General features: G+C 42.0%; 9 protein-coding genes and 3 rRNA genes. All 12 read left to right on the top strand.

What is annotated here, in order from left to right; genetic code table 11:
• The first annotated feature begins 33 nt into the window (after positions 1–33).
• The 12 genes from IGI79_RS12410 (at position 34) to IGI79_RS12355 (ending at position 16,744) form a co-directional block, all read left to right on the top strand.
• Positions 34–1,137, top strand: coding sequence for a glycoside hydrolase family 88/105 protein (locus IGI79_RS12410; protein ID WP_195274093.1), 1,104 nt, complete (start codon positions 34–36; stop codon positions 1,135–1,137).
• On the top strand, positions 1,134–2,453 hold the full coding sequence (locus IGI79_RS12405) for a glycoside hydrolase family 28 protein (protein WP_195274095.1): 1,320 nt from the start codon (positions 1,134–1,136) through the stop codon (positions 2,451–2,453). The genes IGI79_RS12410 and IGI79_RS12405 overlap by 4 nt, the downstream gene beginning before the upstream one ends.
• Positions 2,454–2,458: 5 nt before the next feature.
• Positions 2,459–3,340, top strand: coding sequence for an alpha/beta hydrolase family protein (locus IGI79_RS12400; RefSeq protein ID WP_438846035.1), 882 nt, complete (start codon positions 2,459–2,461; stop codon positions 3,338–3,340).
• The gene (locus IGI79_RS12395) at positions 3,340–4,245 is read left to right on the top strand and encodes a pectinesterase family protein (protein ID WP_195274099.1); all 906 of its coding nucleotides are present in this window, start codon (positions 3,340–3,342) and stop codon (positions 4,243–4,245) included. The genes IGI79_RS12400 and IGI79_RS12395 overlap by 1 nt, the downstream gene beginning before the upstream one ends.
• Positions 4,246–4,671, top strand: a complete 426-nt coding sequence (locus IGI79_RS12390) for a DUF4064 domain-containing protein (RefSeq protein ID WP_195274101.1) — start codon at positions 4,246–4,248, stop codon at positions 4,669–4,671.
• On the top strand, positions 4,658–6,220 hold the full coding sequence (locus tag IGI79_RS12385) for a glycoside hydrolase family 43 protein (RefSeq protein WP_065095606.1): 1,563 nt from the start codon (positions 4,658–4,660) through the stop codon (positions 6,218–6,220). Before IGI79_RS12390 ends, IGI79_RS12385 begins: the two co-directional genes overlap by 14 nt.
• A 543-nt stretch (positions 6,221–6,763) precedes the next feature.
• A 16S ribosomal RNA gene (locus tag IGI79_RS12380) occupies positions 6,764–8,324 on the top strand.
• A 230-nt stretch (positions 8,325–8,554) separates the two neighbouring features.
• A 23S ribosomal RNA gene (locus IGI79_RS12375) occupies positions 8,555–11,469 on the top strand.
• Positions 11,470–11,559: 90 nt separating this feature from the next.
• A 5S ribosomal RNA gene (gene rrf, locus IGI79_RS12370) occupies positions 11,560–11,675 on the top strand.
• Together the 16S, 23S and 5S rRNA genes form the textbook arrangement of a ribosomal RNA operon.
• Positions 11,676–11,881: 206 nt before the next feature.
• Positions 11,882–13,096 (top strand): metallophosphoesterase family protein, encoded by a 1,215-nt coding sequence (locus tag IGI79_RS12365; RefSeq protein WP_065096615.1) that lies wholly within the window; start codon positions 11,882–11,884, stop codon positions 13,094–13,096.
• Positions 13,093–15,816 (top strand): ATP-binding protein, encoded by a 2,724-nt coding sequence (locus IGI79_RS12360; protein ID WP_065096616.1) that lies wholly within the window; start codon positions 13,093–13,095, stop codon positions 15,814–15,816. Before IGI79_RS12365 ends, IGI79_RS12360 begins: the two co-directional genes overlap by 4 nt.
• Positions 15,800–16,744, top strand: coding sequence for a 3'-5' exoribonuclease YhaM family protein (locus tag IGI79_RS12355; RefSeq protein WP_065096617.1), 945 nt, complete (start codon positions 15,800–15,802; stop codon positions 16,742–16,744). The genes IGI79_RS12360 and IGI79_RS12355 overlap by 17 nt, the downstream gene beginning before the upstream one ends.
• The last annotated feature ends 153 nt before the right edge of the window (positions 16,745–16,897 follow it).

The raw sequence follows: 16,897 nt of genomic DNA, 5'->3' as shown, positions 1-16,897 counted from the left end.
TCTCTTTTAAAATGATTGATTGGAGGAAGAAGATTGAATTGGTCAGAGAAATTAGCAGATAGTATTATGGCACGTACACCCTATTTGTATCAAGATAAAGGATATGAACGAAAATGGTCATATGATTATGGTGTCGTTTTGAAAGGATTTCAGTTGTTATGGCTGAAAACGAAGGAGAAGAAGTACTTAGACTTCATCCAAACAAATATTGACTACTTCGTACAAGAAGATGGCTCGATCAAAGGCTATAAATTAGAAGAATACAATATCGATCATATCAATACTGGAAAACTGTTCTTTATCCTCTATAAAGAAACAGGAGATGAAAAATATCGCAAAGCAGCAGAAACTTGCGCCAAACAATTGTTGAATCACCCAAGAACATCTGAAGGTGTGTTTTGGCATAAGGCGATCTATCCTTGGCAAATATGGTTAGATGGTTTGTATATGGGGGCGCCTTTTTATGCAGAATATGTCCAAACCTTTACGTCGAAAAAAGACTATCAAGATGTTTTACATCAATTCGAGATCAGTTATCAGCATTTGCTTGATACAAAGACTAGTTTATTGTTCCATGCGTGGGATGAAAAGAAGGTCCAACCTTGGGCGGACACAGAAACGGGATTATCTCATCATTTTTGGAGTCGCTCAATCGGTTGGTATTTGATGGCATGTGTCGATAGTTACGAGCTGTTGCATAAAGAAGTGGACTGTCGATTATTATGGCAAATCTTGACAACCACATTAGAAGCATTATTGCCTTATCAATCAGAAACTGGCACATGGTACCAAGTAACAACCGAAACGAAGCGTAAAGGAAATTATCTAGAAGCTTCTGGTAGTAGTATGTTCGTCTATGCGATGGCAAAAGGGATTCGCTTAGGGATATTGGAAAAAGAAGTATGGCTTCCTCAGTTGAAAAAATCTTATCAAGGCTTATTTGATGAATTTGTTTTAGAAACAAAAGAAGGCTGGCTGAATCTGAATAAAAATTGCCAAGTTGCAGGTCTGGGAGGTGCGGATCGAAGAGATGGTTCTTATGCCTACTATATTAGTGAGCCAATCGTATGTAATGATCAAAAAGGTGTTGGGGCTTTTTTGCAAGCCTTAGTAGAAGTGGAAGGTGTATTTGAGTGATAAATATTTTAAGCTTAGGTGCCTCAGTCGATATACTCAACACGACGGTGATCCAACAAGCCATTGATCAAGTAGCAGAAGCAGGTGGGGGAAGAGTAACCATTCCAAGTGGGCAGTTTTTAACGGGGCCATTGTGCTTGAAAAGTAATGTGGAGTTGTATCTTTCTCCTGGAGCAGTATTGAAATTTACAGATGACCCAGCCCAGTATTCAGCCATTTTATCCAGTTGGGAGGGTGTACCTAAAAAGGTCTATGCTTCATGTATCTATGCGCAACATGCAGAAAATATTGCTGTCACTGGTTTAGGGAAATTAGATGGTAGTGGTCCTAACTGGTGGCGCATGTTTCGAGAGGAGTATGAAACACTTGAGTACCCTCGACCTAAACTGATTGGTTTTGATCATTGCCGACGAGTAACGATTCGTGATATCCAATTGGTCGACTCGCCGAGTTGGACCATCCATCCCAATCATTGCCAAGATGTAACCATCGATCATGTAGCCATCTGCAATCCTGCTGATTCGCCGAATACAGATGGAATTGATCCAGAGTCTTGTCATAATGTGCATATCAGTAATTGCCATATTGATGTTGGCGATGACTGTATTGCGATCAAAGCTGGGACAGAGGATGCCATTAATAAAGTGCCTTGTCAAAATATCACGATCACTAATTGTACGATGGTACACGGTCATGGTGGCGTAGTGTTAGGGAGTGAAATGAGTGGCGGAATTCGGAATGTAACGATTTCGAACTGCATCTTCCAACAAACCGATCGTGGGATTCGATTAAAGACACGCCGAGGTCGAGGGGGGATGATTGAAGATGTCCGAGTAACTAATCTGATCATGGACCAAGTATTGTGTCCTTTTGTCATCAATCTTTATTATTTTTGCGGACCTCGTGGCAAAGATCCTTATGTTTGGGAAAAGGAAGTGTATCCAATGGATGAGCGGACACCACAAGTTCGGCGGGTTCATTTTTCATCGGTAACTGCTCGAAATGTCCATGCTTCCGCGGGCTTTATTTATGGTCTAGCAGAACAAGCAGTTCAAGACATTTCTTTCGATCATGTCGATATTTCCATGGCAAAAGATGCAAAAGCGGGAGTGCCAGCCATGATGACAGGTTTAGAACCCATGCGCCAACAAGGATTTTATGTACGGTTTGGTAAACATATTTCTTTCCATCAGATCACGATCGATCATCATGAAGGACCAGCAATCATGATTGAAGATTCGGAAGATATCGAAATTAAACGTATGCGATCGACAGAGTTGGATAAAAAGAATGTATCTATTATAGAAGGAACTTAAATAAAATGGAGTTGATTGAGTACTTAGGGAGGGACGCACGTTGCTTGAGGCCGAGTGGTAGCTGTTTATCACAAAAAATCAACGATGATCAAGTAATTGAGTATTATCAATTGAGATTAAATGAACTTGAACCTGTTCCGGCCATTCATGTTTATCCAGTAAAAAAGAAGGAACCTTTGCCTGTTGTGATCTATCTGCATTCACATGGGGGTGATTTTTCACTAGGAAAAAGTGAATTGTTAGAAGGTACATCCTATTTTGTGGAGCCTTCGTTTGCGAAGACTTTGACAAGTATGGGATATGGTGTATGGGCAATTGATGCTTGGGGATTTGAAGAACGGGGAGGGATTGCTGAAAGTGAACTTTTCAAGCGATTCTTATTAACGGGGCGAACGCTTTGGGGAATGCGGATCTTTGACGTGCTAAGCTTGGTTGATTATTTGGAAACACGTAAAGATATTGATGTACAACGTATCGCAACGATTGGATTATCTATGGGTGGACTATTGAGTTGGTGGACAAGTGCATTGGATGAACGTGTGAAAGTCTGTATTGACTTAGCTAGTCAAGTGGAGATCGAAACACTCTTGAAACACCAGATGCTAGATTGCCACGGCTACTATTATTATGTTCCTGATTTATTGACAGAATATACGACCCTAGCGATCCAGCAAAAAATTGCGCCACGTAAACGGCTAACTATAGTAGGGAAAAACGATCACATGTGTCCAACAGAAGGCGTCTGTCACTTGAATAAACAGCTAGATTTGTATTATCAACAATTGGGAGTACCAACGAATTTTCAAGGATACTCTTTAAATGGTGGACACTTTGAAACACGTGATATGCGAATGAAGTGGCAAGCATTTTTAAAGGAGCACCTATAATGAAAACAGAAATCGTGATCGACCCGATTCCAAGAAAAGCAGACTATCAGACCATTCAAGCAGGAATTGCTCATCTTAGCTCATTGCCGAATACCGTAAAAAAGACCATGATCATTCGAGAAGGGGTCTATCATGAATATATCGAATGTCGGCTGTCAAATTTCCAAATGCTTGGACAAGGAGAAGTAAAGATTGTTGGGTGCCGTTTTGCGAAACAAAATCTTCCATCTGGCGAAGAAAGAGAAACATTTCGAACAGCGACACTATTTCTTGAGGGAGAAAACGTTCATCTTGAAAATATACAAATCATCAACAACGCCGGTGCAGGAGAACAAGTTGGGCAAGCAGTCGCGCTGTTCAATTACGCGCATCAAGTCCAGTTGATCAATTGTCGGTTGTGCGGACAACAAGATACGTTATGCACGGGACCGTTGCCGGCTACACAAAAAGATGGTCGTCTCTTCCTTACACCAGTGACAAACGAACGTAAGTATTGTCGACAATATTATGAACGATGTTGGATCGAAGGAACTGTTGATTTTATTTTTGGTGGAGCAGATGCAGTATTTGACCATTGTTCCATCAAGAGTTTAGCTTGTTTTTCTAATGGCTATATCACAGCCGCTTCAACGGCAAAAGAACAAGAACAAGGTTTTGTTTTTTTCAGGTGTGCAATCATCGCAGATTCTGAGGAACCTACTAACTATTTAGGCCGACCTTGGCGCCCATATGCTCAGACGACATTTGAAGAGTGTGATGTAGGAGCACATGTCCATCAAAGTGGTTGGCATGATTGGGATAAGAAACAAAACAGACAAACAGCACGCTTTTACGAAAAAAATAATAAATACCAAGGAAAAATTTGTCGCGAATCCTGGATCACTGTTGAAATGGAGGACGATTAGATGACGAAAAAATGGGAAATAAGTTTTGGCTTGATCGGTGGGTCTGCCGCTTTGTTGTTTTTCGGTGGAATTGCTGTGACTTTCAATCAAATGTCCCTTTCAAATTTTCGAGAAACATATCAAGCTCTCTCATTAGAGGGCTTTGGTAGTGTAAAAGAAACCTTTGAGTCACTGCGGAGCATGACGGGGTTGTTTAGCGTTAGCCTATTCCTCTCATTGGTTGGGCTATGTCTGGCTCTTTATCTATCGTTGAAGGGAAAAGCAAGTCCGATGGCAGCGCTCATTTATTTGGTTTCAGGAGTCCTGCTGTTGTTCGGTACACAATTCATTGCTTACCCTTTTGTCTTTTTCTATCTATTAGCAGCGGGTTCAAGCATGTATCGCCAAAAAATAGAGCAAAGGTGGGAAGCAGATGTTTCAAAGTAAAGCAATCAATCCAATCATTCGAGGATTTAATCCTGACCCGAATATTTTGAAAGTGGGTAGCTCTTATTATGTGATCGTTTCTTCTTTTGAATGGTTACCAGGCATTCGTGTATATGAGTCAACGGATCTAATCAACTGGGAACATAAAACGGATATTTTAACTGATCAAGTATCATTAAAGGGTCAACCGATCAATGGAAGTATCTGGGCGCCTCAAATCAGTTACTCAGATGGACGATTTTATCTTATTTATACAGATGTTAAAAGCGTAGCACGTCCTTTTAAAGATACTCACAACTACATGATGATCGCGGAAGCTATCGAGGGTCCTTGGGAACATCCAATCTATCTAAACAGTAGTGGTTTTGACCCCTCTCTTTTTCATGATCCACTTACAGGTAAGAAATGGCTATTGAATGAAATTTGGGATTTCCGACTAACTACACCTAATAAATCAGCAGGGATCGTCATTCAAGAATATGATGCAAAACAAAAACAACTAGTCGGTCCGATTCACACGATCTTTACAGGAACGGAACTTGCAAAGACCGAAGCACCTCATCTTTACTATGTTAATGATTACTATTATTTGTTGACTGCTGAAGGTGGCACTGGTAGTGGGCATGCTGTTACCGTTTGTCGTAGTCGTGATTTGTTAGGACCATACGAAGTCGATCCCCAAAATCCAATGTTGACGGCCAATGGTTATCCAAGCTCAAGTTTACAATGTGCGGGACATGCAAGTTTGGTTCAAACAGAATTCGACAGATGGTATATAGTCCATCTTTGTACTCGTCCTATCGAAGGCGTTGCTATCTTAGGTAGAGAAACAGCTATTCAAGAAGTGTATTGGACAGAAGATAATTGGTTGCGTATAAAAGAAGGAGGAAATCAACCCAGAGAGAGCATCAACATTCCCACACAAGAGAAAGTGATCCAAAAGATCGATTCTTATTTTTTTGATGATTTTGAAGGAGAAATGAGAAAAAGTTGGAACGCACGTCGTTGTTTACCAGACACAACTTGGTGTGATTTGACCAGTCGATATGGTTACTTAAGGATGCTCGCAGGAGAATCACTACAGTCAACGTTTGACCAACACTTATTAGCGATACGACAAACAACGTTTTCATTTATTGCACAAACTAAGATGGAATATGAGCCAAAGCACTTCAACCAAATGGCTGGACTACTTCTTTTTCTAAATGAAGAAAATTACTATTATTGCTGTGTGACATGGGATGAAGAGATAGGGAAATGTCTCCGATTACTTAGTGCAGTTGAAGGCTATGTTACGATCAGCCCTGACATTTATCCGCTAAGAGGAGAAGAGACAGTGATTAAAGTAGTTGTTGAAAAGACTCTTGGACAATTTTATGTAAAACGTTCGCAAGACTGGAAAAAAATCGGTGCTAAAATTGATATGCAGACACTGTCAGGTGGTTTTACAGGAAACTTTGTTGCCATTGGTGTGCATGATTTAAATGTAAGAGGAGGGAGCTATGCTGATTTTGATTATTTCAACTATCAGGAAATAGAAATGGAGTGAAATAAATAAAAAAAGATTAGGTGCAGTGAAAGTTAAATTTTACCTTGACCAATCTTTTTTTTAATGATAGTATAGTCAACGTTGCTGAAACATGAAAACAATCATGAAATTTGTTTAAAAGTTTTGTTGACAATCATATTTTCTTATGATAATATAACGAAGTTGGTTATGAGAAACTAGTTCATACATGTTGATTTCGCAAAGAAAAAAACAAAATTAACTGTTGACAAATAACAAACGATGAGTTATGATAAGTGAGTTGCTGAAACGACCTCGTGAAAAACGAGTTCAAAAAACTTTTAAAAAATAGTTGACAATCATTCGAGAGTTTGCTAAGATATAAAAGTTGCTACGGCAATCACAAACAATAAATCGAAACAGTTGTGTTTCGTTTATCACGTAGACCTTTGAAAACTGAACAAAGTAAGACAAACCAAATGTGTAGGGCGTCTTGATTCAATTCAAGACAACAAACATTTTTAACAAGCAAGCAATATGCTAGCAAACAATTGAGCTTAACAATCGAAAGATTGTTCTAACTTTTATTATGAGAGTTTGATCCTGGCTCAGGACGAACGCTGGCGGCGTGCCTAATACATGCAAGTCGAACGCTTCTTTTCCCACCGGAGCTTGCTCCACCGGGAAAAGAGGAGTGGCGAACGGGTGAGTAACACGTGGGTAACCTGCCCATCAGAAGGGGATAACACTTGGAAACAGGTGCTAATACCGTATAACAATCGAAACCGCATGGTTTCAATTTGAAAGGCGCTTTACGGTGCCGCTGATGGATGGACCCGCGGTGCATTAGCTAGTTGGTGAGGTAACGGCTCACCAAGGCAACGATGCATAGCCGACCTGAGAGGGTGATCGGCCACATTGGGACTGAGACACGGCCCAAACTCCTACGGGAGGCAGCAGTAGGGAATCTTCGGCAATGGACGAAAGTCTGACCGAGCAACGCCGCGTGAGTGAAGAAGGTTTTCGGATCGTAAAACTCTGTTGTTAGAGAAGAACAAGGGTGAGAGTAACTGTTCACCCCTTGACGGTATCTAACCAGAAAGCCACGGCTAACTACGTGCCAGCAGCCGCGGTAATACGTAGGTGGCAAGCGTTGTCCGGATTTATTGGGCGTAAAGCGAGCGCAGGCGGTTTCTTAAGTCTGATGTGAAAGCCCCCGGCTCAACCGGGGAGGGTCATTGGAAACTGGGAGACTTGAGTGCAGAAGAGGAGAGTGGAATTCCATGTGTAGCGGTGAAATGCGTAGATATATGGAGGAACACCAGTGGCGAAGGCGGCTCTCTGGTCTGTAACTGACGCTGAGGCTCGAAAGCGTGGGGAGCAAACAGGATTAGATACCCTGGTAGTCCACGCCGTAAACGATGAGTGCTAAGTGTTGGAGGGTTTCCGCCCTTCAGTGCTGCAGCTAACGCATTAAGCACTCCGCCTGGGGAGTACGACCGCAAGGTTGAAACTCAAAGGAATTGACGGGGGCCCGCACAAGCGGTGGAGCATGTGGTTTAATTCGAAGCAACGCGAAGAACCTTACCAGGTCTTGACATCCTTTGACCACTCTAGAGATAGAGCTTCCCCTTCGGGGGCAAAGTGACAGGTGGTGCATGGTTGTCGTCAGCTCGTGTCGTGAGATGTTGGGTTAAGTCCCGCAACGAGCGCAACCCTTATTGTTAGTTGCCATCATTTAGTTGGGCACTCTAGCAAGACTGCCGGTGACAAACCGGAGGAAGGTGGGGATGACGTCAAATCATCATGCCCCTTATGACCTGGGCTACACACGTGCTACAATGGGAAGTACAACGAGTCGCAAAGTCGCGAGGCTAAGCTAATCTCTTAAAGCTTCTCTCAGTTCGGATTGTAGGCTGCAACTCGCCTACATGAAGCCGGAATCGCTAGTAATCGCGGATCAGCACGCCGCGGTGAATACGTTCCCGGGCCTTGTACACACCGCCCGTCACACCACGAGAGTTTGTAACACCCGAAGTCGGTGAGGTAACCTTTTTGGAGCCAGCCGCCTAAGGTGGGATAGATGATTGGGGTGAAGTCGTAACAAGGTAGCCGTATCGGAAGGTGCGGCTGGATCACCTCCTTTCTAAGGAATATTACGGAGACTACACACGTTTGTCGATACTTTGTTCAGTTTTGAGAGGTCTACTCTCAAAATTTTGTTCATTGAAAACTGGATATTGAAGTAAAAATGTAAGTAATACAAACCGAGAACACCGCGTTGAATGAGTTTTTTAATAAGTTCAATTGCTTATTTTTCTTGATTGGACTTCTATCGCTAGAAGAAAAATCAAAACCCAACCGTAAGGTTGATAAGGTTAAGTGAATAAGGGCGCACGGTGGATGCCTTGGCACTAGGAGCCGATGAAGGACGGGACTAACACCGATATGCTTTGGGGAGCTGTACGTAAGCTATGATCCAGAGATTTCCGAATGGGGGAACCCAGCATCTTTTATAGGATGTTACGTATACGTGAATACATAGCGTATACGAGGTAGACGCAGAGAACTGAAACATCTAAGTACCTGCAGGAAGAGAAAGAAAATTCGATTCCCTGAGTAGCGGCGAGCGAAACGGGAAAAGCCCAAACCAATGAGCTTGCTCATTGGGGTTGTAGGACTCCGATATGGTAGTTCTTTCAGATAGTCGAATGACTTGGAAAAGTCAGTCAGAGAGGGTGAAAGCCCCGTAGATGAAATTTGGAAGGCACCTAGGAGGATCCTGAGTACGGCGGAACACGAGGAATTCCGTCGGAATCCGGGAGGACCATCTCCCAAGGCTAAATACTCCCTAGTGACCGATAGTGAACCAGTACCGTGAGGGAAAGGTGAAAAGCACCCCGGAAGGGGAGTGAAATAGAACCTGAAACCGTGTGCCTACAACAAGTCAAAGCCCGTTAATGGGTGATGGCGTGCCTTTTGTAGAATGAACCGGCGAGTTACGATTGCATGCGAGGTTAAGTTGAAGAGACGGAGCCGCAGCGAAAGCGAGTCTGAATAGGGCGTTTGAGTATGTAGTCGTAGACCCGAAACCATGTGATCTACCCATGTCCAGGTTGAAGGTGCGGTAAAACGCACTGGAGGACCGAACCCACGTACGTTGAAAAGTGCGGGGATGAGGTGTGGGTAGCGGAGAAATTCCAAACGAACTTGGAGATAGCTGGTTCTCTCCGAAATAGCTTTAGGGCTAGCCTCGGAATTGAGAATGATGGAGGTAGAGCACTGTTTGGACTAGGGGCCCATCTCGGGTTACCGAATTCAGATAAACTCCGAATGCCATTCATTCATATCCGGGAGTCAGACTGTGAGTGATAAGATCCATAGTCGAAAGGGAAACAGCCCAGACCACCAGCTAAGGTCCCAAAATATATGTTAAGTGGAAAAGGATGTGGGGTTGCACAGACAACTAGGATGTTGGCTTAGAAGCAGCCACCATTTAAAGAGTGCGTAATAGCTCACTAGTCGAGTGACCCTGCGCCGAAAATGTACCGGGGCTAAACATATTACCGAAGCTGTGGAGTACACCTTTAGGTGTATTGGTAGGAGAGCGTTCTAAGGGCGTTGAAGGTAGATCGTGAGGACTGCTGGAGCGCTTAGAAGTGAGAATGCCGGTATGAGTAGCGAAAGACAGGTGAGAATCCTGTCCACCGAATGACTAAGGTTTCCTGGGGAAGGCTCGTCCGCCCAGGGTTAGTCGGGACCTAAGCCGAGGCCGACAGGCGTAGGCGATGGACAACAGGTTGATATTCCTGTACTCGTTGTTTTTGTTTGAGCAATGGAGGGACGCAGGAGGCTAAGGAATGCAGACGATTGGAAATGTCTGTCCAAGCAGTAAGTCTTGATAGGAGTCAAATGCTTCTAACTTTAAGGACAAGCTGTGATGGGGAGGGAAATAATAGTACCGAAGTTCCTGATGTCACACTGCCGAGAAAAGCTTCTAGTGAGAAAACAACGACCCGTACCGCAAACCGACACAGGTAGTCGAGGAGAGAATCCTAAGGTGAGCGAGAGAACTCTCGTTAAGGAACTCGGCAAAATGACCCCGTAACTTCGGGAGAAGGGGTGCTGATCGTCAGATCAGCCGCAGTGAATAGGCCCAAGCGACTGTTTATCAAAAACACAGGTCTCTGCAAAATCGTAAGATGAAGTATAGGGGCTGACGCCTGCCCGGTGCTGGAAGGTTAAGAGGAGTGCTTAGCGTAAGCGAAGGTACGAATTGAAGCCCCAGTAAACGGCGGCCGTAACTATAACGGTCCTAAGGTAGCGAAATTCCTTGTCGGGTAAGTTCCGACCCGCACGAAAGGCGTAACGATTTGGGCACTGTCTCAACGAGAGACTCGGTGAAATTTTAGTACCTGTGAAGATGCAGGTTACCCGCGACAGGACGGAAAGACCCCATGGAGCTTTACTGTAGTTTGATATTGAGTGTCTGTACCGCATGTACAGGATAGGTAGGAGCCGTAGAAATCGGAACGCTAGTTTCGATGGAGGCGCTGGTGGGATACTACCCCTGCGTTATGGCCACTCTAACCCGCACCACTAATCGTGGTGGGAGACAGTGTCAGATGGGCAGTTTGACTGGGGCGGTCGCCTCCTAAAGAGTAACGGAGGCGCCCAAAGGTTCCCTCAGAATGGTTGGAAATCATTCGAAGAGTGTAAAGGCAGAAGGGAGCTTGACTGCGAGACCTACAAGTCGAGCAGGGACGAAAGTCGGGCTTAGTGATCCGGTGGTTCCGCATGGAAGGGCCATCGCTCAACGGATAAAAGCTACCCTGGGGATAACAGGCTTATCTCCCCCAAGAGTCCACATCGACGGGGAGGTTTGGCACCTCGATGTCGGCTCGTCGCATCCTGGGGCTGTAGTCGGTCCCAAGGGTTGGGCTGTTCGCCCATTAAAGCGGCACGCGAGCTGGGTTCAGAACGTCGTGAGACAGTTCGGTCCCTATCCGTCGCGGGCGTTGGAAATTTGAGAGGAGCTGTCCTTAGTACGAGAGGACCGGGATGGACTTACCGCTGGTGTACCAGTTGTTCTGCCAAGGGCATTGCTGGGTAGCTATGTAGGGAAGGGATAAACGCTGAAAGCATCTAAGTGTGAAGCCCACCTCAAGATGAGATTTCCCATTTCTTTAAGAAAGTAAGATCCCTGAGAGATGATCAGGTAGATAGGTCAGGAGTGGAAGTACAGTGATGTATGGAGCGGACTGATACTAATCGATCGAGGACTTAACCAAAATAAAATGAAAAAACTCGGAGAGTTTCTTACTGATACTTCAAATCCAGTTTTGAGTGAACAAGATTTACTCAATATAGATAACACCAAGTGTGGTGGCGATGGCGAGAAGGATACACCTGTAACCATGCCGAACACAGAAGTTAAGCTTCTTAGCGCCGATTGTAGTGAGGGGTTGCCCCTTGTGAGAGTAGGACGCCGCCACGCAAATGAAAAACAGTTGAACGAAAGTTCAGCTGTTTTTTTGTCTGGATGCGAACAAATTTTCGGTTTTTTGCTGAAAAAAAGCAATGGAAATGTTATGATAAACCATGTATAAACCAAAAAAGCCAACAGATATCGATCTGTTTTAGTAAAGCGATACAGACAAACTTGTATTTTATTATCTTATATTATGGGGAGGTAGTAGCTTAATGGTCAAATTTATTCATGCGGCAGATTTGCATATGGATCGTTCATTTGAAGGATTAGTGGGAATCGATGGAAAAGTTCAAAAGAAATTATTACGGGCTAATTTGACCGTACTTGAAAATATTGTGGAACAGGCAATCAAACATCAGGTTGATTTTGTTTTACTAGTTGGGGATAGCTTCCACCAGCATCGTCCTTCGCTAAAAATCCAAAAGCATTTTTCGGAACAAATCAAGCGTTTAGGAGAACACAATATCTCAGTTTTTTTAACATTTGGTAATCATGATTTTTATCAAAAAGAGAGATATTGGTTTGAATTCCCCGAGAATCTTTCTTTGTTTACGTCGGAAACAGTAGAGACACAGCAATTAACGACTAATGCTGGTGAAACAATCGCACTCAGTGGATTTAGTTACACAAAACAATGGATCACTGATGAAAAAGTATCTGAATTTCCCCAACGTTTTGCTGTTGACTACCATATTGGACTCTATCATGGTGAAATTGGGTCAAATCATGGGAATTATGCACCATTTCAAGCAAAGCAAATGGAAGCAAAAGGCTACGACTACTGGGCGTTGGGACATATCCATGTTCCCACCAAATTAAATGAAAAAGGAACAATTCTTTATCCAGGTGCACCACAAGGACATACCAAAAAAGAAGAGTCTGCGACTTCAGTAGTTCTAGTTGAACTTCAAGGAGCGATTTGTCGAACAACACCTATAAAAGTTGCAGAAGTTTATTGGGAACGCCAGCAAATTTCTCTCAGGGAAGTGAAACAAACGACGGATGTACTGAAGAAAATCCAACAAGAATTAGTGGAACCCAATGCGATGACACTCGTCGAATTTGAGATCATTGATTATGAGCACTTAGATCAGGAAGTGTTGGATCGTATTCACTCCGGAGAATTATTAGATTATTTGAAGGAAGAAACAAATAGGAAATTTTCAAATTTGATTATTTGGCGTATATCTACTTTAGAAAGAGATAATGAGGCGAAAATTTCTTTATCTGCTTCAACAGCGATGTTTGAACAATTATTCGAAAATTACCAAACAAAGGAAGACTTTCAGCATATACTACAAGAAGCCTACACAAATCAAGAGGCAATCAAAGTGTTGGATCTACTACCGGATTTTCAAGAATCTACGATACAAAAGGCCCAAGAAATCATTCGGCAAGACTTTTTGTTTGAGGGGGATACTGAATGAATATTTTAAAAATCGAAATAGCAGCTTTCGGAAAGTGGCGTCAGCAAACCTTTGATTTTACCTCTGGCAATCAGTTGATTTATGGTGAAAATGAAGCGGGAAAGTCAACGATCTATCAATTTATCCAAGCCATCCTTTTTGGGTTTCCATCTAAAGGGAAGAAAAAGAAAGATTACACACCGCGAGACGGTTCTGCATATGGTGGGAAATTATGGCTGAATCATCCCATACATGGAGAAATTTATGTTGAGAGATATAAACAACAAAATAGAGGTAAATCGAAGGTCACATGTAATGGCCAAAGTGGAAGTGATGAACTCTTAGAAAAACTACTTTCACCTTTGACGAAAGAGTTATTCCAACAGGTTTTTACATTTCAACAAGAGCAACTGAGTGAACTTGCTCATTTAACAGAAAAAGAATTACATGACGCGTTGATTTCATTAGGAATCACTGGAAGTTCTCATGTCTTTCAAAAAAGACAAGAATATTATCAATCAGCTGATAAGTTGTTTAAAAGAAAAGGTCAAAAATTAGTGATCAATCAGCGACTAAATGAATGGAAACAACTACAAGAAAAGATTCATCAAAAGCAAGAGCAAGAGGCGATCTATAGTCAATGGATCATGGAGGAGCAACGTCTAGCAGAACAACAACAGCTCTTATTGCATGATATCGAACAAATCAATCAAAGACTTACGTTATATAATCAACAAGAATTGAATTTCTCTTTATATGAAGAATGGCAATCACTGAAAAAAAATATGCTAGCTGAAGTACCGGATGAATCATTGATACAAGATTTAGAAGTATTTACTAAACGTTATCAACAAATGAATGAACGTCTGGAAGAACTTGAAGCTTCATTAGAGCGACATAGTGGGATGGATCAGCAGTCTGCACGTTATTATTTTTATTTAGAACAAGAACAAGAGTTGAAAGCACTACAGCAAAAGCAATTTTCAACTGAGCAATTAATGGATGAATGGCAAAGGCTTCAAGTAGAAACAAGAGAAACAGCGTCCGAATTGACAATCTTAGAACAGCGTTGGCACTGGGATCGTTTGCACCGACCACAGGAATTTATTGATGATAAAGAGTGGCGTTCTTTGTATACGATGGCGCAACAATTAAAGGATCACCATAATCAGTTGGCGATTCGCTTTGATATTGTGAAAGAACAGCAACAAACATTGGAAGCCGAGATCAATGAATTAGAAGTAGCCCACCCAACATTGATCCAAGCAGGACCGATCCAAGAAGTTCCAGAAAAACAATCCTTTTTAAAATTTTACATTAGTGCTTTAGTGTTAGCTGCAATTGGCCTATTCTTGCCCATGCCAGGGAAAATCTTAGGGCCCTTGCTTGCTTTAGGGGTGGTTGCCTATACGTTTACTCGTAGAAAAGGTAAGATACCACCAGCCCAAGGATTACCAGAAATCAAAGGGAAATGGCAAGAAAAATTAGGACAACTGGATATCGTATTAGCACAATTAGAAGAACTTACCCAAACACTCAATGAAAATAAACGTAAACAACAAAATTTAGAGCAATCAGTTACTGATTATGCCTATGGTCATTCATTGGGGACGATGAATACGATTGAAACGATGAAAAATGAGGGCCAAGAAGTAACAGATTACCAAAAGCTTTATGCTGTTTTTCAAAAGAAACAACAACGGGAACGAGAGATACAAGAACAGCTATTACAGATAGAAGAGGCATTCGAGTTAGCAAAAGAGTGGTTACCACTACAACATAAATCGCTCTCAGAAAAAATGGATCTGTTAGCAACATTTATCCAAGAGATGGAACAAATGAAATATGCTAGAAGTTATCAACAGAATACTTTATTGAAACAAGAAATCAATGCCTTGAAAAAGAAACAAAAAATGTGGTTGGAGGAATACAAAGAACAATTTGCTAGAGCAGAACTTTCCTATCCATCAGAAGTACCGATCTTTTTACAAAAGGCGGAGCAAACGAAACAACAACAAGCGCGTTTTGAAGAATTGACGCATATTCTTTCCCCGATTTTTAAAACTGTCATTACTTATAGTCAGTTGCAGACTCAGATTGCTCATGAATCCGAACGATTGCAAGAACTAAAGAGGGAAGAAAGTACGAAGAGTGAGCAACGTCAACGCTTGCAGTTGCAAATTGAAGGACTACAACAAGACGGGACATTAGATGAGTTATATCAACAGGAAAGTCTCCAAAAAGCACAACTACAAGTCTTATTTGAGGAGTGGGGTGGCTTAGTGATTGCTGGGATATTTTTAGGTGATCTTTCGACAGAATTAAGTGAACGGCAATTACCACAGTTACTCAAATTAGCTGGAGACTATCTAAGTATCCTAACTGATCGACAGTACCAAGAAATACAATTGAGAAACGATACATTGACATTAACAAATGGTACAGATGAGTTTCCGATTTATGAACTATCGACAGGGACAAAGGATCAGATGATTATGGCGATGCGGTTTGCTTATCTTGCTTTGGAAGCGAAACGTTCGATCTGTCCAGTGATCATCGATGATGGTTGGCTACACTACGATCATAAGAGAAAATACCGTTTAGCTAAATTGCTAGCTGAATTTAGCAAAACCTATCAAGTAATCTGCTTGTCTTCTGACCAAGAAATGGTAAGCTATTATCATGAGCTTGAACAATCTGTGAGAAAGTTAGAAGGTGCAAATAGTGAAAAAAATACGTGAATTAGTCGTTGATGAACAATTCGAACAATTCGTTTTGATCAAAAATGCAGATGTAAGAATCGCTAAGAACGGTAAGAAATTTATCGCTTTTACATTTCAAGATACATCAGGAACAATTGATGGCAAATATTGGGATGCATCAGAAGACGAGATCAAAAAATTTACACCAGGAACAGTTGTTTTTTTAAATGGTAAACGCGAGGTCTATCAAGGAAATCCGCAAGTAAAAATCTTGCATATGCGTTTAACAAAAGTTGATGAACCGAGTGATCCAAGTTTGTACATGGAAAGAGCCCCATTGAAAAAAGAAGAAATGGAAGAAGAAATCAATCAATTGTTATTTGAGATCACAAATGCACATTGGAATCGAATCGTGCGTTATTTACTCAACAAATATCAAAAACAATTTTTTGAGTATCCGGCAGCCAAACGAAATCATCACGCATTTGCTAGTGGATTGGCATACCATACAGTATCAATGTTACACTTAGGTAAAGCGATTGCTGATGAATACCCTGAATTGAATCGTCCCCTACTTTATGCGGGAATTATCTTACATGATTTAGGGAAAGTGATCGAGTTGTCCGGCTCAATGGCAACTGAATACACGTTAGCTGGTAATTTAGTGGGTCATCTTGTATTGATTGATGAAGAAATCACAAAAGCTTGCTTGGCGTTGAAAATCAGTGAAGAAGAAGAGGATGTCTTGATTTTGCGTCATATGGTCCTATCACATCATGGGTTGTTAGAATATGGTTCACCTGTTCGTCCTCGGATCATGGAAGCTGAAGTCTTACATCAGATCGACACGATCGATGCCTCGATGCAAATGATGACTACTGCGATTCGTCAAACAGAGCCAGGGAAATATACAGATCGAATATTTGGTTTAGATAATCGTAGTTTTTATGTACCAAAACAGAAATGATGGTAATTGTTCGAAAGACAATGAAAGATACGTAACAATTTATTGATATCATCTCACTAGTTTTAAAGAGGTCGAAACAGAAGTATTTACCCTCGATAAATAAGGTGACATCCACGAAAATTGTTTTTCAAACTTTTGTGGTTGTCGCCTTAT

Origin of the sequence: Enterococcus sp. AZ084 (assembly GCF_051714905.1) — a bacterium.
GTDB classification, from domain to species: domain Bacteria; phylum Bacillota; class Bacilli; order Lactobacillales; family Enterococcaceae; genus Enterococcus_B; species Enterococcus_B pernyi.
This window is presented reverse-complemented; position numbering and strand designations above follow the sequence as displayed.

Coding starts and splice junctions, on each gene's coding strand:
- IGI79_RS12395 (WP_195274099.1), top strand. CDS start 3,340: ATGAAAACAGAAATCGTGATCGACCCGATTCCAAGAAAAGCAGACTAT.
- IGI79_RS12390 (WP_195274101.1), top strand. CDS start 4,246: ATGACGAAAAAATGGGAAATAAGTTTTGGCTTGATCGGTGGGTCTGCC.
- IGI79_RS12385 (WP_065095606.1), top strand. CDS start 4,658: ATGTTTCAAAGTAAAGCAATCAATCCAATCATTCGAGGATTTAATCCT.
- IGI79_RS12400 (WP_438846035.1), top strand. CDS start 2,459: ATGGAGTTGATTGAGTACTTAGGGAGGGACGCACGTTGCTTGAGGCCG.
- IGI79_RS12360 (WP_065096616.1), top strand. CDS start 13,093: ATGAATATTTTAAAAATCGAAATAGCAGCTTTCGGAAAGTGGCGTCAG.
- IGI79_RS12365 (WP_065096615.1), top strand. CDS start 11,882: ATGGTCAAATTTATTCATGCGGCAGATTTGCATATGGATCGTTCATTT.